The 18138-nt window shown below is 36.7% G+C and carries 20 protein-coding genes; 14 read left to right on the top strand and 6 right to left on the bottom strand.

Annotation, left to right across the window (positions count from 1 at the left end; translation table 11 throughout):
• Window positions 1–74: 74 nt before the first annotated feature.
• Entirely contained in the window at window positions 75–1103 is a 1029-nt protein-coding gene (locus IGL23_RS08070; protein WP_033595429.1) for a lactonase family protein, read from the bottom strand.
• A 191-nt stretch (window positions 1104–1294) separates the two neighbouring features.
• Here IGL23_RS08070 and clpX point away from each other — a divergent pair, with 191 nt between their 5' ends.
• Complete coding sequence (gene clpX, locus IGL23_RS08065) at window positions 1295–2548, top strand: ATP-dependent Clp protease ATP-binding subunit ClpX (protein WP_002357154.1); 1254 nt, start codon at window positions 1295–1297, stop codon at window positions 2546–2548.
• Between the two features lie 97 nt (window positions 2549–2645).
• Window positions 2646–3227, top strand: a complete 582-nt coding sequence (yihA, locus tag IGL23_RS08060; protein WP_002357155.1) for a ribosome biogenesis GTP-binding protein YihA/YsxC — start codon at window positions 2646–2648, stop codon at window positions 3225–3227.
• A 16-nt stretch (window positions 3228–3243) separates the two neighbouring features.
• Here yihA and IGL23_RS08055 read toward each other — a convergent pair whose 3' ends face one another.
• The gene (locus IGL23_RS08055; protein WP_002357156.1) at window positions 3244–3396 is read right to left on the bottom strand and encodes an SPJ_0845 family protein; all 153 of its coding nucleotides are present in this window, start codon (window positions 3394–3396) and stop codon (window positions 3244–3246) included.
• A gap of 177 nt (window positions 3397–3573) precedes the next feature.
• Between IGL23_RS08055 and yidD the strand changes: the two genes are divergently transcribed.
• Together yidD and IGL23_RS08045 are read left to right on the top strand one after the other, a co-directional pair.
• Window positions 3574–3876, top strand: coding sequence for a membrane protein insertion efficiency factor YidD (gene yidD, locus IGL23_RS08050; RefSeq protein WP_002357157.1), 303 nt, complete (start codon window positions 3574–3576; stop codon window positions 3874–3876).
• A gap of 2 nt (window positions 3877–3878) precedes the next feature.
• Window positions 3879–4760, top strand: a complete 882-nt coding sequence (locus IGL23_RS08045) for an ROK family protein (protein WP_002360061.1) — start codon at window positions 3879–3881, stop codon at window positions 4758–4760.
• Window positions 4761–4800: 40 nt separating this feature from the next.
• On the opposite strand, the gene IGL23_RS08040 is transcribed toward IGL23_RS08045, so the two are convergent.
• Window positions 4801–5412 (bottom strand): FUSC family protein, encoded by a 612-nt coding sequence (locus IGL23_RS08040; RefSeq protein ID WP_002365791.1) that lies wholly within the window; start codon window positions 5410–5412, stop codon window positions 4801–4803.
• A 102-nt stretch (window positions 5413–5514) separates the two neighbouring features.
• Here IGL23_RS08040 and IGL23_RS08035 point away from each other — a divergent pair, with 102 nt between their 5' ends.
• The 5 genes from IGL23_RS08035 to IGL23_RS08015 all read left to right on the top strand — a co-directional run bounded on the left by IGL23_RS08035 (window position 5515) and on the right by IGL23_RS08015 (window position 10397).
• On the top strand, window positions 5515–6474 hold the full coding sequence (locus IGL23_RS08035; protein ID WP_002360063.1) for an aromatic acid exporter family protein: 960 nt from the start codon (window positions 5515–5517) through the stop codon (window positions 6472–6474).
• A 114-nt stretch (window positions 6475–6588) separates the two neighbouring features.
• Complete coding sequence (locus IGL23_RS08030) at window positions 6589–7542, top strand: hypothetical protein (RefSeq protein WP_050443337.1); 954 nt, start codon at window positions 6589–6591, stop codon at window positions 7540–7542.
• A gap of 154 nt (window positions 7543–7696) precedes the next feature.
• Complete coding sequence (gene murC, locus IGL23_RS08025) at window positions 7697–9034, top strand: UDP-N-acetylmuramate--L-alanine ligase (protein ID WP_002357163.1); 1338 nt, start codon at window positions 7697–7699, stop codon at window positions 9032–9034.
• A 198-nt stretch (window positions 9035–9232) separates the two neighbouring features.
• On the top strand, window positions 9233–9718 hold the full coding sequence (locus IGL23_RS08020; protein ID WP_002357164.1) for a MaoC/PaaZ C-terminal domain-containing protein: 486 nt from the start codon (window positions 9233–9235) through the stop codon (window positions 9716–9718).
• The gene (locus IGL23_RS08015; protein ID WP_033595425.1) at window positions 9711–10397 is read left to right on the top strand and encodes a Bax inhibitor-1/YccA family protein; all 687 of its coding nucleotides are present in this window, start codon (window positions 9711–9713) and stop codon (window positions 10395–10397) included. Before IGL23_RS08020 ends, IGL23_RS08015 begins: the two co-directional genes overlap by 8 nt.
• Window positions 10398–10586: 189 nt before the next feature.
• Here the strand turns inward: IGL23_RS08015 and IGL23_RS08010 are convergent, their stop codons facing one another.
• From IGL23_RS08010 to IGL23_RS08000, 3 genes are all read right to left on the bottom strand, one after another.
• The gene (locus IGL23_RS08010) at window positions 10587–12389 is read right to left on the bottom strand and encodes a glycerophosphoryl diester phosphodiesterase membrane domain-containing protein (protein WP_002364138.1); all 1803 of its coding nucleotides are present in this window, start codon (window positions 12387–12389) and stop codon (window positions 10587–10589) included.
• A gap of 100 nt (window positions 12390–12489) precedes the next feature.
• On the bottom strand, window positions 12490–13098 hold the full coding sequence (locus tag IGL23_RS08005) for a TVP38/TMEM64 family protein (protein ID WP_002383106.1): 609 nt from the start codon (window positions 13096–13098) through the stop codon (window positions 12490–12492).
• 221 nt (window positions 13099–13319) lie between these two features.
• Complete coding sequence (locus IGL23_RS08000) at window positions 13320–13694, bottom strand: VOC family protein (protein WP_033594322.1); 375 nt, start codon at window positions 13692–13694, stop codon at window positions 13320–13322.
• A 196-nt stretch (window positions 13695–13890) separates the two neighbouring features.
• Between IGL23_RS08000 and IGL23_RS07995 the strand changes: the two genes are divergently transcribed.
• The 5 genes from IGL23_RS07995 (at window position 13891) to IGL23_RS07975 (ending at window position 18110) form a co-directional block, all read left to right on the top strand.
• Window positions 13891–15252, top strand: a complete 1362-nt coding sequence (locus IGL23_RS07995) for an Nramp family divalent metal transporter (RefSeq protein WP_002360069.1) — start codon at window positions 13891–13893, stop codon at window positions 15250–15252.
• 107 nt (window positions 15253–15359) lie between these two features.
• A complete protein-coding gene (gene rimM, locus IGL23_RS07990) occupies window positions 15360–15884 on the top strand; it encodes a ribosome maturation factor RimM (protein WP_002360070.1) in 525 nt (174 codons plus the stop codon).
• Window positions 15874–16614 carry a tRNA (guanosine(37)-N1)-methyltransferase TrmD gene (gene trmD / locus IGL23_RS07985; RefSeq protein WP_002381776.1) on the top strand — a complete coding sequence of 247 codons (741 nt, stop codon included), beginning with the start codon at window positions 15874–15876 and terminating at the stop codon, window positions 16612–16614. Before rimM ends, trmD begins: the two co-directional genes overlap by 11 nt.
• Window positions 16615–16757: 143 nt before the next feature.
• Window positions 16758–17105, top strand: coding sequence for a 50S ribosomal protein L19 (gene rplS / locus IGL23_RS07980; RefSeq protein ID WP_002357176.1), 348 nt, complete (start codon window positions 16758–16760; stop codon window positions 17103–17105).
• 837 nt (window positions 17106–17942) lie between these two features.
• On the top strand, window positions 17943–18110 hold the full coding sequence (locus IGL23_RS07975) for a hypothetical protein (RefSeq protein WP_016622362.1): 168 nt from the start codon (window positions 17943–17945) through the stop codon (window positions 18108–18110).
• Window positions 18111–18138 lie beyond the last annotated feature (28 nt).

Below are 18138 nucleotides of genomic sequence, written 5' to 3'. Positions count from 1 at the left end.
AGAAAACAGGAGTCAGATGCAAACATTAATTAGCATCTGACTCCTGTTATTTTCCAAGGAAATAGTCAACTTAATTATACAAATAAAACACAAACACATTCGGGAACAGCAACATCTTTTTGAATCATTTCTAATAAGCCTGTTTCTTGGTTCCGACGATAAAGTGTTAAGTTATCAGAGTCTTGATTAGCGACAACGATGAAATCTTCAGAAGGATCTAAATCAAAATCTCTCGGAATATCGCCTTCTGTTGAAATTAATTGAATTCGTTCAATCGCTTCGCCATTTTCTGAAACAGCATAGACAGCAATTGAGTTATGGCCACGGTTTGAAGCATAAAGGAAACGGCCATCAGAAGAAATACGAATCGCAGCGCCACCATTAAACGCATCATAATCAGCAGGTAAAGTAGAAACTTTTTGTAATTCAGTGAAAGAACCATCTGTTTCATCATATGAAAGAACTGAAACAGTGCTATCTAATTCACCAAATAAATAAGCCAATGATTTTGTTGGGTGGAACACTAAATGACGTGGACCAGTCCCTGGCTCAGTCACGAATTGAGCGATTTCAGAAAGCTTTCCATCTAAGCTAACATTATACGTATACACGCGATCGGTTCCTAGATCACAGACGACTAAGCGTTGATCAGGCGTCAAATCTGTGTAATGAACATGGGCATTGTTTTGATTTTCATGAGGACCAGTTGGCTCTGTATGAATCACTTTGTCAGCATCTTCCAAAGCACCATCTTCTAAGATACGATACACGTGAACGATACCTTGGTGATAATTTGCTGCATAGACAAGTTGTCGGTTTTCGTCAACAGCTACATAACATGGCGGTGCACCTTCTTCAGTTACTTTATTCAATAAATTAAAATGGTCCATTTCTGGTTGATAAGCGGCAGTGCCACCTTCACCGTCAACACTAGTGACGCTAAAAAGTTCGCCCTTTTGACTCAGAGCAAGATAGGTAGGACTCGTTTCTTCTAACAAAAGTGTCGCTTCTGTTAAACGACCTTGTGTCGTATCTAATGCAATTTTATAAATGCCTCGGCTGGCTCTTCGAGTATAGGTACCTAGTAAAATTTGTTCTAACATCACAATTCCTCCAATTTGTTTCAACACAATCACTTTTTATGAAAGTGCTTTTATATAATGTAGTATACCATAAGAAGTCTAAGAACAATAAAACTTTCTATCTGAGATGTTCGCATTTTAAAGTGGTTTGTGCTATTATGATGAGAGACTGTGATGACAGTCATTTTTTGATTTTTAGAGGGGTGACGAACATGTACGACAATACGGATAATAACGGGACCGTTCGTTGTTCATTTTGTGGGAAAACACAAGAAGAAGTAAAAAAAATTGTTGCTGGTCCGGGTGTCTATATTTGTAATGAATGTATTGATCTATGTAAAGAGATTATTGATGAAGAATTTTATGATGAAGCAGTCCGAGAATTAACGGATGTGCCAAAACCCCAAGAAATTTTAAATGTTTTAAATGAATATGTTATTGGACAAGAACGTGCAAAACGCACACTTTCTGTTGCTGTTTACAATCACTATAAACGTGTGAATCAATCAGAAACAGCTGCAACTCAAGATGACGTTGAATTGCAAAAAAGTAACATTTGTTTAATTGGACCAACAGGTTCAGGTAAAACTTTCTTGGCTCAAACGTTAGCAAAAACATTAAATGTACCTTTTGCAATCGCTGATGCGACCAGTTTAACAGAAGCAGGTTATGTAGGGGAAGATGTTGAAAATATCCTTTTAAAATTACTACAATCTGCTGACTATAATGTTGAACGTGCGGAAAAGGGCATTATCTATATTGATGAGATTGATAAAATTGCCCGTAAGAGTGAAAATGTTTCGATTACTCGAGATGTTTCAGGTGAGGGTGTTCAACAAGCCTTACTAAAAATTCTTGAAGGAACAGTTGCAAGTGTACCACCACAAGGGGGCCGCAAACATCCACATCAAGAATTTATCCAAATTGACACAACGAATGTTCTCTTCATCGTTGGTGGAGCATTTGATGGAATTGAAACCATTGTTAAAAACCGCTTAGGCGAAAAAACTATTGGTTTTGGTAAAACTAATTCTGCTTTAAATGAAGAAGAAAGCATCATGCAACATATTATTCCAGAAGATTTATTGAAATTTGGTTTAATTCCAGAATTTATTGGACGCTTACCTGTAATGGCTGCGCTTGATAAATTAACGAATGATGATTTGGTTCGAATTTTAACAGAACCGAAGAATGCCTTGGTGAAACAATATCAAAAATTATTGTCTCTTGATGACACTAAATTAGAATTTGAACCAGAAGCATTAAAAGCCATCGCAGCCAAAGCCATTGAACGTAATACTGGCGCACGGGGACTTCGTTCAATCATTGAAGAAATTATGATGGACGTAATGTTTGATGTTCCTTCAGATGAAAGCATTGAAAAAGTTATCATTACTAAAATGGCCGCTGAAGGTACCGGTAAACCAACAATTATTTATAACAAAAAAGATAAAGAAGCTGTATAAGATTGAAGCTGAAAACAGCTCTTTCGGCGGATCTCCGAAAGAGCTGTTTTTGTTAAGCTTTTGAATGAAAGACTGAACAGAAGAACGGAGGAAAACAATGAACGTACATAATGCAGAAATCGTGATTAGTGCGGTATCCCCTAAACAATATCCTGAATCTCAGTTACCGGAGATTGCTTTAGCTGGACGCTCGAACGTTGGGAAATCATCTTTTATTAATACCTTGATTAATCGTAAAAATTTAGCAAGAACTTCAGGTAAACCTGGTAAAACGCAAACGCTAAACTTTTATTTAATTGAGGATGCCTTACACTTTGTGGATGTTCCTGGCTATGGTTATGCCAAAGTTTCTAAAACAGAACGTGCGAAGTGGGGAAAAATGATTGAAACGTATATCACGCAACGTGAGCAATTACGTGCAGTCGTTTCTTTAATTGATTTACGTCATCCGCCGACCCAAGATGATATCCAAATGTATGAATTTTTGAAATACTATGATTTGCCAGTTATTATTGTGGCAACTAAGGCAGACAAAATTCCGCGGGGCAAATGGAACAAACACGAGAGTGTCATCAAAAAAGCCTTGAATTTTGATAAACAAGATGACTTTATTATTTTCTCTTCTGAAACAAAAGAAGGAAAAGAAGCAGCTTGGACAGCAATTGAAAAATTTCTATAGAAAAAAACAAGCAAAATTACTCTTTTGCTTGTTTTTTTGCTTCTTCTTTTTTTACTTCTTGTCGTTGTTTTGCCAGTTCTTCAAGAGGTACTTCTTTCTTTAATGGATCAACGGCGAAAGAATCGAAGAGTTTATCTAAGTCATTGGAACGTTCAAATTTTAATCCCATTTACTAAGCCTCCATTCCTTTTTTTATAGTGTAGCACGTTTTTTTTCATTTGGATAGCAACAGAAATGTAAGAATTCGTCATAGGTGCACCTGGTGTAATTTCTCGTAACTAAGACTTGCCAAACATGAAAAAACAAGCTATTCTTTAGTAAGAATTAGTTAGAAAGAAGGCACTTTATGAAAAATCCGTTAATCGGCGGTGTTCGTTTTTATCAACGATTTATTTCTCCAGGATTGCCTGCACGTTGTCGTTATTACCCAACGTGTTCACAATATATGATTGATGCAATTCATACACATGGAAGTGTCAAAGGAACAACGATGGGGGTAGCACGGATTTTACGATGTCATCCTTTTGTTAAAGGCGGCATTGACTATGTTCCGTTGAAATTTCGCTTGACGAAAAATCCTGATGAGACCTATCATGGACCGTATACGTATCGAAGAAATAAGAAAACAGAAGTAGAAAAGGATGGATAAATATGGCAATTTTAGCATTTGATCTTGGCGGTTCTTCCGTGAAATACGGCGTTTGGACAGGCAAAGAATTAACAAATCAAGGGAGCTTTCCAACACCTGGCTCTTGGGAAGAAATGAAAGCGCATTTATATTCGGTTTATGCAGACAAAAGAAATGAGTCGATTAGTGGTGTTGCTTTTAGTTCACCTGGAGTAGTTGACGAAAAAAGTCAACAGATTTTAGGGATTTCCGCCATTCCATATATTCATCATTTTAACATTTATGAAGAATTAGAAGCGTTGTTTGGGTTACCAGTGACTATCGAAAATGATGCGAATTGTGCTGGTTTAGCTGAGATATATGAAGGCGCGGCGAAAGGGAAAAAAGAAGTGCTTTTTGTCGTTATTGGGACAGGAATTGGCGGAGCGATTTTTCGCAATGGCGAATTGTACAAAGGCGCTCATTTATATGGAGGCGAGTTTGGACTGAACTTTTTAAGTAATGGCCAAACATTCAGTGAAATTGGCACAGCTGTCAAAATGGCTCAGCGCTATTGTGAACGAATTGGAGTCGAAAAACAGGCGGTGACAGGAGAAGAAGTTTTTGAACTGGCACAACGAGGGGATGAGATTGCTCGCGAAGAAGTCAATAATTTTTATGATTATTTAACACAAGGATTATTCGGCTTACAGTTTTCTTATGATCCTGAAATGATTGTACTCGGAGGTGGTGTTTCTGCTAAAGAAGGCTTATTAGCAGAGATTAATCGCCGGATGCTAACGCATTTACAAACCTTTGAATTAAAAGATTTTGTTCCAGAAATCGTGACCTGCCATTATCAAAATGATGCCAACTTGATTGGTGCAGCCGCCAACTTTCAAGCAAAAACGAATTGGGAACTATAAAGAAACAGCCGATTGTTATTCTCTTCAATCGGCTGTTTCTTTATTTATTTGCCTTGTCGTCAGTGTTTTCTTCTGCAGCAATCCGCGCTTGAACTTGTTGGCGTAAAGCTTCTAGTTCTTTTTCTTTCTTTTCTAATTCAGCTAAATCTTCAGAAATTTCATGGGCTTCTTCTGCTGGCTTAGGTTGTAAAAAGACGTTTAAACCAATCGCTATAAAGGTCCCAATGAATGTATCCAACACACGTTCCATTGCATATTGAAAGGAATCGCTTTGCGGAATACTTAAAGAAATCATTAAAAGTGTCGCAGTTGCAGAAATGATTCCAGCATTGTTATTAATCCCATCAGAAACAACGATGACGATAATGACTAAAAGTGGTAGCAGCAGTAATTCTACTAAGTGTTGATTAGGAAAATAATCTTGTGCTAATACATAAAGCAAAGCTAAAAAGCCACCCAATGTGTTTCCAATAATGCGCGATTTTCCAAAAGACAAACTAGTATTTAAATCTTGTCTTAATGAAAAAACAGCTGCTAAACAGGCAATCATAGGTGAGCCACGATGGAAAAATTGAAATAAAAGAATACACAGCATGACAGCAATTGCTGTTTTTAACGTTCGCATGCCTAAACGAAATCGACCCACTATCATAAATATTCGCTCCTAAATAACTTTTCTCTTTAATGATAACCGAAATAGAGGTAAAATTACTAGAGAAAAGTGAAGAATTATTATTTTTTAAGGGGAGTATGCATGAAAATTGGTTTACGAACAGTCAAGACAGCCATTAGCGCTGCATTAGCAATGATTATTGCGGAAAAACTGGGATTACTTTATGCCCCTTCGGCAGGGATTATTTCAGTTTTAAGTGTTACTAGCACGAAAAAAACATCTGTCATGACAGGAATTTATCGTTTGTTATCCTTAGCTTTAGCAACTATTTTAGCGTATATTTGTTTTACTTTTTTAGGTTTTACAGCGATTGCTTTTGGTATTTTTTTGTTATTATTTATTCCAGCAGCTGTGTATTTTCAATTATCTGATGGGATTGTTGTGAGTTCCGTTTTGGTAACTCATTATTTAGTCGAAAAAAATCTTTCTTGGGCGATTATTGGAAATGAGTTTTTATTAATGAGTATTGGTGTGGGACTAGCGTTATTAGCTAATTCCTATATGCCTGATACAGAAAAACGTTTAAGAGAAGACCAAGAAGTCATTGAAACAATGTTTCGTAAAATTTTAAGGGAAATGGCGCTACATTTAAACAACGCTGCAGGAGAGCGAAATTTGGTCATGCATTGTGCAGATTTAAAAACCTTTATTCGCACAGGCGAGACGTGGGCCAAAAATCATGCCGAGAATCAATTGCTGTCTACCAATACGTATTATTTAGAGTACTTTGCGATGAGAAAAATGCAAAGTAATATTCTAAAAAACATGTTGGAATTATTAGAAGATATTACTGTTGATGCGCAACAAGTTCGCTATATTCAACAATTATTGGAATATACGGCAGAAACATTTGCAGAGAATAATGATGGACAAGAAATTATGAATCGAATTAAGACCGTTTATGAAACCTATCGCACAAAACCATTGCCGCAAACAAGAAGTGAATTTGAAAATCGGGCGCGGCTCTTTCAGTTTTTACAATTATTTCAGTCGTTCATTCAAGTCAAAGCGGACTTTGCCAAACTACAACTAGATAAATAAAAAAAAGAAACCTTTTTAAACGGAGGTTTCTTTTTTGTTCTCTTAAAAATTCAGGCAAGTTCTTTAGTATTCATTGAGAATGTGTTAAACTAATGAGAAAGAAAAATAAAAGGAATGACCGCAATGGATAATGCTCAAGTGAAGAGAAAACATTTCCGTTTTCCAGCGTATGATGATGAACAGGGCGTAAAATTACCAACAGATAATGAACGTAACTTATTTCAAGATGATCTGATTGGTAAAACAATGTCTGGTAGCAGAAGAACTGAAACACCTGCCGAAGATACTAGACAAAGCACACCATCTGTCCAACAACCAACAACGAATCAACCAACTACAAATAAACAAACACAACAATTAACGGCAGCACAACAAGAGCAATTAGCACGTCATCGCTCTAATTTGCCAGACTACACAAAACATGCTAGTAAAGCAACGAAAAATAAACAAGCAACGAAAAAAAATAATAGCCTTTTTGGGACGCCAAAAGGAAATGGCTGGACACAAACGTATAAAAAAAAAGAAGTCGTAGCGAAACCAAGTAGACCTGCCGCATCACCATTAGTGCAGAAAACGACACCTTCTTATTTTGTTCCTAAATATATCCCGGCTTCTGTGATTCCTGAGGAACAGGAACCTAGTTTTACTGAAGAAGAGTTGCTAAAAGCAATGAAAAAAGATCGGCGTTCATATGTCATTCTTGATGATGAACCAACGGCTTTTCAAGTGAAAGATACGGAAGAAGATCCAACGGTGCGGAAATTTAATATTCCAACCTCAGAACCTGAGATTCCTTTAACTAGACGACAATATCAACAAATCAAACCAGACTTAGAACGTTTTGGCGAAGATGCGTTGGATTTACGTTCGCGTTCCCGTTTGAATGCCGCAAAGAAAAATGCTAAAAGTCAAACGGCTTATGGGAAAAAATTAGCTAAAGCGAATGCTCAAGTGGAGCCGGAAGCACCTGTGACAGAAGAAAAGAAAAAGGGTATCTTGGATAAACCATTAAGTGGGATGCTAGAAGATTCAAGTTCTGTATTAGAAAACAGTAAATATTTTAGTTAAGAGATGAAACTTGCATGTGGAATTGAAACATGTAAGTTTTTTATTCTGTTTTAATAGTTGATTATTTTTTTGTTTTATACGATAATGAATCTCGTATGATTGAAATTTTTTTAAAAAAGGTATGTTTTATATAGTGACAGAGAAGAGGATTATAATGGGAAATCAAGAGAACAAATTATACCATTTTGTCGGAATTAAAGGTTCTGGCATGAGCTCATTAGCGTTGGTCTTACACCAAAAAGGCTACAACGTTCAAGGATCAGACGTAGAAGAGTATTTCTTTACACAACGGGATCTTGAAAAATCAGGTGTCCCTATTTTACCATTTAATGCAGATAATATTGATAAAGACATGATTGTTATTGCTGGAAATGCTTTTCCAGATACCCATGAGGAAATCGCCCGCGCCATCGAATTAGGCGCAGAAGTAATTCGTTACCACGATTTCATTGCTCGTTTTATCGAACCGTACACAAGCATTGCTGTAACAGGGTCACATGGGAAAACAAGTACGACTGGTTTGCTAGCACATGTATTAAGTGGTATCAATCCAACTAGTTATTTAATAGGTGATGGCACTGGCCACGGCGAACCAGATGCTGATTTCTTTGCATTTGAAGCGTGTGAATATCGCCGTCATTTCTTGGCTTATTCACCAGATTATGCGATTATGACGAATATCGATTTTGATCATCCAGATTACTACAAGAGTATTGAGGACGTTTTTTCAGCGTTCCAAACAATGGCTCATCAAGTCAAAAAAGGAATTTTTGCTTATGGTGATGATAAGTATCTTCGTCAGTTAGAATCAGAAGTGCCAGTTTATTATTATGGCGTCAGTGAAGAGGATGATATCCAAGCACGAAATATTCAACGAACAACGGAAGGCTCATCTTTTGATGTTTATCACAAGGATGATTTTGTAGGTCATTTTGTCTTACCAGCATTTGGCCATCACAATATCATGAATGCGCTAGGTGTGATTGCTGTGGCTTATTTTGAAAAACTTGATATGCAAAAAGTCGCAGAAGAAATGCTAAGTTTTAAAGGTGTGAAACGTCGTTTTAGCGAGAAAAAAGTCAGTGACATGATTATTGTTGATGATTATGCGCACCATCCAGCTGAAATTAAAGCAACGATTGATGGCGCTCGTCAAAAATATCCTGACAAAGAAATTATTGCTGTCTTCCAGCCACATACATTTACACGAACAATTGCGTTAATGGATGAATTTGCTGAAGCACTGGATTTGGCAGATGAAGTATTCTTATGTAATATTTTTGGCTCTGCGCGTGAAACACAAGGCGAGGTACGCATTGAAGATTTAGGCGAAAAAATTCAAAAAGGTGGACAAGTAATTACCGAAGATAATGTGTCGCCTTTACTAGATTTTGAAAATGCAGTGGTGGTCTTTATGGGTGCTGGCGACGTTCAGAAATTTGAACAAGCCTACGAAACATTACTAAGTAACACAACTAGAAACGTTTTATAAGAGAACATAAACAAAATCGGGACAGGGGTATCTGGCTTCAAAAAATAAGAAGCTGCTCCTGTTCCGTTGTTTGTTTTTAGAATGCTAGCATGTTAGATAAGTTGGTTTTGTTTAAACATCCTTTAAAGACTACTTTTTAGCTTGCCTTTTAAGTACATTTTGGTACAATTATCTTATCAATAACGGAGGTGTACTAATTTGAATATCGGAAAACCGAGAAAATTAGGCAAAACCATCGAAGATATCGAAGAGGGAGATTCGTTGTCCTTGACAGAGTCAATTGAAGACAAGGACTTATTACTTTACTTGGGCTTGACCAATGATGCGAATCCTTTATATATCCAACATGATTATGCCCAAAAAACAGAATATGAAAAACCAATTGTACCATCAATTATGCTGATGGGAATTATCACTAGTGCGATTTCAAAACATTTACCAGGACCAGGTTCACATGTTGTGAATTTCTCTGTGAACTTTGTGGAACCCGTTTTTCATTACGAAACATTGACTTTCCAATTAGAAGTAATCAAAGTCGACAAAATGAAAGATGTGATTACCATTTCAGTTGAGGCTGTTAATGAGCAAGAAAATCGCGTGTTAGATGCAGTGGTGATGGTTCAACCACCCCAAGTGACGATTGATGAACTAACAGAGAAAGAAGGGACTTTAACTTATGAATAATCAAGAGTATATCCAAACTGGCACAGGTTTGAATAAATTTTATGCCAAAATTTACGGATTTTTAGCGTTAGGAATTGGTATTAGCGCAATTATGGCTTATGCAATGACAACTGTCTTTTTACCTGTTCTAGCTACTTTATTCAAATCAAGCTTAGCTTTTTGGATGATTTGGCTTGTTGAAATTGGCTTAGTTTTATATCTAGGCGCAAAAGCACAGAAGAATCCAACCATTGCGATTGCAGGATTTGTTGCGTATGCATTATTAAATGGTGTCACTTTATCCGTGACGTTATTAATGTATACTGGTGGAACAGTGGCCGGCGCATTTTTAAGTGCAGCAGCTACCTTTGGCGCGATGTCATTAGTAGGTGTCTTTACGAAGAAAGACCTATCAGCAGTTGGTCATGCCGCTTATAGTGCCTTAATCGGAATTATCATTGCGATGTTGCTAAATATGTTCCTTTTACACAGTAATGCTGTAGAATTCTTTATTTCCATTTTAATGGTCCTAATTTTCTCAGGGATTACTGCTTATGATAACCAACGTATACGCCAAGTCTATGCGCAAACAGGTGATCAAGTAGGTACTGGGATGGCCGTTTTCTTCGCATTACAATTATACCTTGACTTCATCAACTTATTCTTAGCTTTCTTAAGAATTTTTGGTAAAAACAACTAACATGAACGTAAAAGAGGTCGGGACAGAAGCGTTTAACTCCGAGAAATAAGAAGGAATTTCCGAAAATTGTTCTTTAATTTTTGGATAATTCCGGCTTATTTCCGAAGGAGTTGCTTCTGTTCCCGCCGTTTATCAGTTTTTGAGCGTGGAGCAAAAATCCAAAGTGATTTTTGTCCCACGCTCTTTTTTTTAACCCATTCCAATAGCGAAATTCAACAGTTTATCGGAGTATGTTGGATTTTCTAAATCGGTTTTCATTGTTTCATTCAGTAGACTGAGCTGATCGGTAATGATGCCATCGACACCATAAAAAATCATTCGCGTCATAACATCTTCATCATTTGCTGTCCAAGCATAAACTTTTTTCCCATCATGATGAGCGGCATTTACAAAGTTACGATTCATTGTACTGTATTCCATAGTAAAAAAGTCAACTGGCATTTTAGGCGGTCCCACAATGTTGAAAGGAATAACGTAGCCTACATAAAAGCGTGGTTCTTCTTTCTTTAAGGCCATCGCCGTATCATAGGTTAAGGTATGAAGGATATGGCCGTTTTCTAAAATATTTTCACGGTATTGTTTGACAAAGCGCTGTACTAAATCAGGGCTATCTTGAGGCGTGGTTTTGATTTCAATTAATAAACGTTGTTTTAATTGATTGGCTTTGGCTAAATAATCATCGAAAGAAACCATTTTAGCAGTTTGACCATTTTCTGTGACATTCATGTTCGTTAATTCTTTAAGTGTTAATTGATTTGGTCGTTTATTAACACCCGTTAACGCCCGTAAATTAAAATCGTGCATGACAATAAATTGATGGTCTTTGGTTTCTTGAATATCCATTTCAACATAATCAGGTTTTGCCTTATTGGTCTCGATTAAAGAGTCCAAGGTGTTTTGAACGCCATTGTTACCATTGACACCACGATGGGAGATGGTAACCGGTTTTCGGTCAGGTGTATGACTTAGGTAATTCGTATTATAGGTGCCTACACCAATTCCGAAGATGATTGCAATCAAACAAAAAAGAACGACTCTGAAGGTGGTCCATTCTACCCGAACCTCTGATTTCGGGGTGAACCATTCTGGCGTGTCAGGCAAAATCCCTTCATCTTCCATATCATCAACAATAATGTAAAAAATAGCAACACTAGACAACACCAAGTTTAAGAGCATCATAACCTGAAGGAGTGTCATAGCGATGACAGCGCTAGGTAAAGACCACTCAGGTTTAAACGTTTCGACTGCGGTTTGACCTAAAAATATCAAGAAATAGCCAGCCGTAAAAATCCCTAAAACAGTTCCTCCAATGATAATAAATTGTCCTAAAATCTGGAAAAAGCGCCGCTTTGTAATTTGCCAACTACGTTTCAAAGACTCACGAAAACCAACATCACGTAAAATCAACTCTGGGAGGGCAAAAGCAAGTCGAATCGCTAAATATAAGATAATCAGCTCTAACAGTACGAAACCAATAATAATAATGACGCGATTTGCAAAAATAAAATCTAAGATAAAGGCTGGAATCTTAACTCTTGTTAATAAATAAGAGCGGAAGGTTAACCCACTTAATGGTAAAATCAAAAAGAAATATGCCAGGAAAAACAGAAAGGTAATTCCTCGAACTTTTTTGATCTGAAGCAAGGTGCCGTGCAATAATTGCGTTAGAGTAATTGGTTGCTTTTTCTTAATAAAATAGACACTAAGCAATAAAAAGGTAAATTCAAAAAAGAGCGCCAGTAAAATTAACAGCCCAATTAGTAGAAAAGTCAAAAGGACATAGGGATGTTGCGTAGCAATTGCCCCTAAGTTATCGTAGGAAATATAATCAATCCCACCTTCTTTGAGTACCAATTTGGACAAACTTGTCAATAAAGGCAATAGAACGAATAACATAAATCCGTGCATCAAGAGCACATCGCGAAAATACGCCGTTGTCCCTTTAAGAAAATCTAGCGTATTCACAATACTATTTTTAAAATAACTAAACATCAAAAGTCCCCCAGTTTCTACCAAAATTCCATAATAAAAGGACTAAATCAAACTGACACAGGCAGAGTTTTGATTTAGTCCGTTCGCTTTTTTATTTATTTTACATTCCCAGTAAGCTAGTTAAAAATGTACCGCCATAAATTAACGCAAGACTATATAAATAGATAGAAGCAGGTTTTGCTAATAAAATAATCAGAGTAAATTTTTTCACAGACATTTTTGTTAAACCGGCCATTAAACAAAGCGCATCATCCGGTGCAATCGGGAAGAAAATTGCTAAAGCAAACAATCGTTCAAAACGTTTTTCATTGTCTAACCAACCGATATACTTGTTATATGTTTTATCACTGACAAGGCTCATAATGAATGGTTTCCCATAATTACGACCTAATAAGAAAATGATAATAGAGCCAAGTGCAATACCAACGTAATTATAGACGAAGCCCATTGTTGGCCCGAAAATCAAGACCCCTGCAGCACAGCTAACACCACCAGGAATAATCGGAATAACCACTTGAATAATCTGAATTAACATGAAAATAATCGGACCGAGAATGACAGATTGCCCTACTAGTCCTCTTAGTGCATTGATGTCCTTGAAGACACCTAATCGGATAAAATAGATGGTTGCAATTATGGTTGCAACAATGCCCAAAATGGAAATAATATTAACAATTTTTCTAGATAGGGTAACACTCACATTTCTCATCTCCTTTAGTTATACTCATCGTACTTTTAGTATATAACTTTTTATCAATAAAAAACATCGTTTGTTCTTTCTGCAAACGAACAAAGTTGTAAGATACACATCATTTGATAAGTTTATTATACAAAAAAAGAGACAGAAAAGACATCCTACTTAAGACCCATTCTACACTGATCTTTCGAAAGAGAGTAAAAGAAACGAAAGTGGCGCATTTTTTAGTAATATTATAGAGGGGCAAAGAGTGAAATTAAATTTGCATCCACGTCTTTAATGATTGCGTATCGTTGGCCCCAAGGTGCATTCCAAGGTTCTTTAAAAACAATGTAACCAGCTCGGCTCATTTTTTTCACGGTGCTATCAACTTCTGCGGCCGTTTCACAAAGAAAAGCAAGTTCAATTTTATCGCCTTGCTGGCTAGGCGCAAACCCATAGACACCAGTAATCATTTGTAGTGAATTTAAAGAAATCCTGACGCCATTGTTTTGTAATTCTGTGTAATCAGGCGAAGCTTCTCCCAGCACGTTAAAACCTAGTGTTTGGTAAAAAGAGAGTGCTTGTGTCATATCGTTGACGATAATACCGACCATATCTAACTTCATCCTCATAACCTCCGATCTATGATAAAATAAGTGTAAGGGATTTTTTGGTAAAAACCAAACGATTTATAGCGAAAGTGCTTAAAAAATTAGAATGTAACAGTTTACAACGAAGAATAAGAAGACTATAATTATGTTAACTAGTTTTAGGTGTGCCTAAAAGTGAAATGTGTGAACAAGATAGATTGAGGGATGTTGGATGAAAGAAAAGAAAACGGAAAAAATGCTTAATTATGCAAATGGACCTAGTTTAGAAGAGATAAATAATACCGTCGAGGTACCTAAAAATGCTAGCTTTTGGCGAACTTTGTTAGCCTATAGCGGACCTGGCGCTTTAGTGGCTGTTGGTTATATGGATCCAGGAAATTGGATTACGTCAATTGCTGGCGGAGCGGAATATAAGTACACGTTACTTAGTGTGATTTTGCTTTCTAGTTTAGTTGCCATGTTACTACAAAGTATGGCTGCACGCTTAGGAATCGTGACAGGAATGGATTTAGCCCAAGCGACTAGAGAGCATACAAGTAAACGAACGGGCGTTGCCTTGTGGGTGGTGACGGAGTTAGCCATAATGGCAACAGATATCGCTGAGGTAATTGGTGGCGCCGTTGCTTTGCAATTATTATTTGGTTTTCCATTATTAATTGGTGTGTTGATAACAACGTTTGATGTTTTATTACTTTTGCTACTGACAAAGTTAGGCTTTCGCAAAATCGAAGCAATTGTTTCTTGTTTAATTGCAGTCATCTTTTTTGTTTTTGCTTATGAAGTGGCATTAGCAGATCCAAATGTTGGTGAAGTATTACGAGGTTTTATTCCAGACACAAAAATAGCGACAGATAAATCCATGTTATTTTTAGCCTTGGGGATCGTTGGAGCGACAGTCATGCCTCATAACTTATATTTGCATTCTTCCATTGCGCAAGCTCGGAAATTTGATCGTAACGATGATGCTGAGAAAGCCAAAGCAATTCGTTTCACTACTTGGGATTCAAATATTCAATTAACTGTCGCTTTTGTCGTAAATTGTTTGTTGTTAATTTTAGGAGGAGCATTATTTTATGGAACCAACAGTGAATTAGGTAAATTTGTTGATTTATTTGATGCTCTGAAAAATCCAGATATTGTTGGTAATATTGCTAGCCCAGTGTTAAGTATTCTTTTTGCAATTGCTTTACTGGCTTCGGGTCAAAATTCAACGATTACAGGTACGCTGTCAGGACAAATTGTAATGGAAGGCTTTATCCATTTAAAAATGCCGTTGTGGGCACGACGAGTGTTAACTCGTTTGTTAGCAATTGTGCCAGTCATTATCTGTGTCATTATTTATGGCGGTAGCGAAACGGCTGTTGAAGACTTGTTGCTTTATACGCAAGTTTTCCTAAGTATTGCTTTGCCAGTGTCGATTATTCCTTTAACGATGTATACAAGTGATAAAAAATTAATGGGCCAATTTGCGAATCCAGCGTGGGTGAAATTTTTAGCTTGGATTATTGCTATTGCCTTGACGTTATTGAATTTATTTTTAATTTATGGCACATTAACTGGTTTAACGAATTAATAAAAACAAAGGCTGACTAGAAAAGTTGGCCTTTGTTTTTTCATAGAATTTGCGCGTAAGAAATGGTAGAATAGGAAAGATGAAATACAAGGAAGAGAGGCTTTCACGTGACAGATTATTTAAATGTAGGAAAAATTGTGAACACACAAGGAATCAAAGGGGAAGTTCGGGTCATTTCGAAAACGGATTTTCCAGAAGAACGTTATCAAAAAGGGGCAACGTTACTGCTATTTCAAGAGAAAAAAGCACCAATTGAATTGGTCGTGAAGTCACACCGCAAGCATAAGAATTTTGACATTTTAAGCTTTGAAGGACATCCAAATATCAACGATGTTGAAAAATATCGTGACGGTATTTTAAAAGTTGCAAAAGACAATCTCGCTGAATTGGCAGAGGACGAATTTTATTATCACCAAATCATTGGTGCCACTGTTTATGATGAAACCGGTAGTGAACTGGGAAAAATTAAAGAAATTTTATCTCCTGGTGCGAATGATGTGTGGGTCGTCCAACGACCAAAGAAAAAAGATTTACTTTTACCGTATATTGAAGGCGTTGTTACAAAAGTCGATGTCGAAAATCAACGGATTGATGTGGACATTCCAGAAGGATTGATTGACGATGAGAATTGATGTATTAACTCTTTTTCCTAGAATGTTTGAAGGACCAATGGGGGAATCAATTATTGGGAAAGCTCGGGAAAAGCAGTTATTAGAATTGAATGTCTCTAATTTTCGCGATTTTTCAGATAACAAACACCAAACGGTCGATGATTATCCGTATGGCGGTGGCGCGGGGATGCTTTTAAAAGTACAACCGATCTATGATAACCTAAAAGCAATTGAAGAAGAGACAAACCAGCAACCAAAACGGGTCATCTTATTAGATCCAGCAGGAAAACCGTTTAATCAAAAAATGGCCGAGGAATTTTCACAAGAAGAACATTTAGTTTTTATTTGTGGACATTATGAAGGCTATGATGAGCGAATTCGCACGATGGTTACAGATGAAGTTTCATTGGGGGATTACGTTTTAACAGGGGGCGAATTAGGCGCAATGGTCATGATTGATGCGACAGTCCGTTTATTACCTGATGTCTTAGGTAACAATCTTTCTGCACAAACGGATTCACATTCCACTGGCCTATTAGAGCATCCACAATATACCAGACCTGCTATTTTCAACGATATGGAAGTCCCTGCCGTGCTAACGAATGGTAACCATAAATTAATTGCAGAATGGCAACTAAAAGAATCATTACGACGGACCTTTTTACGTCGACCTGACATGTTGGAATCAGTAGAAATGACGCCTGAAATGTTGAAGTTATTAGAGGAAATTAAACAAGAAGAGCAAAAATAAGGGAACTTTCAAGAAAATTCTCTTTACAGCTTATTTTGTCTGTGGTAAACTAATTTGGTGAGTGCAATGCGCTCTAACTATTACAATATTCCGCTGTGGCAGAAGTGACCATAAGAATATTTGGGAATAAGGAGAAGGATAAAATGAATCCATTAATTCAAGAATTAACACAAGAACAATTACGTACGGATATTCCTGCGTTCCGCCCTGGTGACACTGTTCGCGTTCATGCGAAAGTAGTCGAAGGTACTCGTGAACGTATCCAGTTATTCGAAGGTGTTGTAATTAAACGCCGTGGTGCTGGAATCAGCGAAACTTACACAGTACGTAAAGTTTCAAATGGTGTTGGTGTGGAACGTACATTCCCATTACACACACCACGTGTTGCTCAAATTGAAGTGGTTCGCTACGGTAAAGTACGTCGTGCAAAACTTTACTACTTACGCGCATTACACGGAAAAGCAGCTCGTATCAAAGAAATCCGTCGTTAATCTTTACTATTCGACAAACGAACACCCTCTTGCTCAGCAAGAGGGTGTTTTTGTGTGTAATTAAGTAGAAAATCAACATTGACTTTTTTTGAAGTCGCATAAGTGTGAAAAGTCCTTGTCTAACAAGGACTTTTTGCTTTTCTCAAGATCAAAATTTTGGACAATGATTCAAAAATTTCCTCAAATTGTCCTAGCTTTTCTCAATTTGATGATTAAGGTGGTCAAAAGAGTGTCAAATAGCAGAGAAAAATTGACGGCAGAAGTCATCCGAAAAATATCAAAATGTTGACCGAATTTTGCAGTTTTGAGCCAAGGCTTGCAAAAAAGAGCGGGCTTTTGAGAAAATACCAAAACAATTACCTTTTACGAAAAAGGGATTGTGTCACACTGTTCCAAATAGTTATTTAGAGGTACATTATGAAAAAGTAGATAGAAGGGGCATTCTGGAAAATATGAACGAGCTTTAATTACTTCTTAAAATTAGTCAATTTATCGAAGAAAATAGCATAAAAACATGTAGTCAATATCAAGAAAAATTAAACGAGTTTCCCAAAGAAGTTCCCAGTGTCTGGTTTATTATTCAAAGATATGGCTCTTGGAATAACTTATTAAGAAAAATTGATAGGAAAGAAAATCAACATTATCAATGGAATCACCATTCAGATGAAGAGCTTATTGACATCGCACGTTCATTTATCGAGAAAGAACAAATACGTTCACAAACTGCTTCATTAAAAGCGAAAGATTTAGTTTTGAAAAAGAATGGTTCCGTTTCACGTTTTTTTTGTTCGAATTCTTGACATAGAATCGAAAAAAATCAATTAAAGAAACTGTACCATGAAAGTAAAAAAGAAAGAATCAAAAAAAGCGAAAATGGAACTTGCGTTAGAAGAAGTCTTGTGTGGCTTTCCGAGAAAAACAGCTATTGATTCAATTATAAAGAATAAGATGATTCAAGAAGATACAAGTGAATGCAAAAAAAAAGGAAAGTTCCCAGATTATTAACGATATAGGGAGAAATATAGTGTATTTA

The sequence above is a fragment of the Enterococcus sp. MSG3299 genome (genome assembly GCF_050555765.1).
GTDB classification, from domain to species: Bacteria; Bacillota; Bacilli; order Lactobacillales; family Enterococcaceae; genus Enterococcus; species Enterococcus faecalis.
This window is presented reverse-complemented; position numbering and strand designations above follow the sequence as displayed.

Bases quoted from the DNA above. Each gene is read 5' to 3' on its own strand.
- IGL23_RS08070 (WP_033595429.1), bottom strand. From the start codon at position 1,103: ATGTTAGAACAAATTTTACTAGGTACCTATACTCGAAGAGCCAGCCGA.
- clpX (WP_002357154.1), top strand. From the start codon at position 1,295: ATGTACGACAATACGGATAATAACGGGACCGTTCGTTGTTCATTTTGT.
- yihA (WP_002357155.1), top strand. From the start codon at position 2,646: ATGAACGTACATAATGCAGAAATCGTGATTAGTGCGGTATCCCCTAAA.
- IGL23_RS08055 (WP_002357156.1), bottom strand. From the start codon at position 3,396: ATGGGATTAAAATTTGAACGTTCCAATGACTTAGATAAACTCTTCGAT.
- yidD (WP_002357157.1), top strand. From the start codon at position 3,574: ATGAAAAATCCGTTAATCGGCGGTGTTCGTTTTTATCAACGATTTATT.
- IGL23_RS08045 (WP_002360061.1), top strand. From the start codon at position 3,879: ATGGCAATTTTAGCATTTGATCTTGGCGGTTCTTCCGTGAAATACGGC.
- IGL23_RS08040 (WP_002365791.1), bottom strand. From the start codon at position 5,412: ATGATAGTGGGTCGATTTCGTTTAGGCATGCGAACGTTAAAAACAGCA.
- IGL23_RS08035 (WP_002360063.1), top strand. From the start codon at position 5,515: ATGAAAATTGGTTTACGAACAGTCAAGACAGCCATTAGCGCTGCATTA.
- IGL23_RS08030 (WP_050443337.1), top strand. From the start codon at position 6,589: ATGACCGCAATGGATAATGCTCAAGTGAAGAGAAAACATTTCCGTTTT.
- murC (WP_002357163.1), top strand. From the start codon at position 7,697: ATGGGAAATCAAGAGAACAAATTATACCATTTTGTCGGAATTAAAGGT.
- IGL23_RS08015 (WP_033595425.1), top strand. From the start codon at position 9,711: ATGAATAATCAAGAGTATATCCAAACTGGCACAGGTTTGAATAAATTT.
- IGL23_RS08010 (WP_002364138.1), bottom strand. From the start codon at position 12,389: ATGTTTAGTTATTTTAAAAATAGTATTGTGAATACGCTAGATTTTCTT.
- IGL23_RS08005 (WP_002383106.1), bottom strand. From the start codon at position 13,098: ATGAGAAATGTGAGTGTTACCCTATCTAGAAAAATTGTTAATATTATT.
- IGL23_RS08000 (WP_033594322.1), bottom strand. From the start codon at position 13,694: ATGAAGTTAGATATGGTCGGTATTATCGTCAACGATATGACACAAGCA.
- IGL23_RS07995 (WP_002360069.1), top strand. From the start codon at position 13,891: ATGAAAGAAAAGAAAACGGAAAAAATGCTTAATTATGCAAATGGACCT.
- trmD (WP_002381776.1), top strand. From the start codon at position 15,874: ATGAGAATTGATGTATTAACTCTTTTTCCTAGAATGTTTGAAGGACCA.
- rplS (WP_002357176.1), top strand. From the start codon at position 16,758: ATGAATCCATTAATTCAAGAATTAACACAAGAACAATTACGTACGGAT.
- IGL23_RS07975 (WP_016622362.1), top strand. From the start codon at position 17,943: ATGAAAGTAAAAAAGAAAGAATCAAAAAAAGCGAAAATGGAACTTGCG.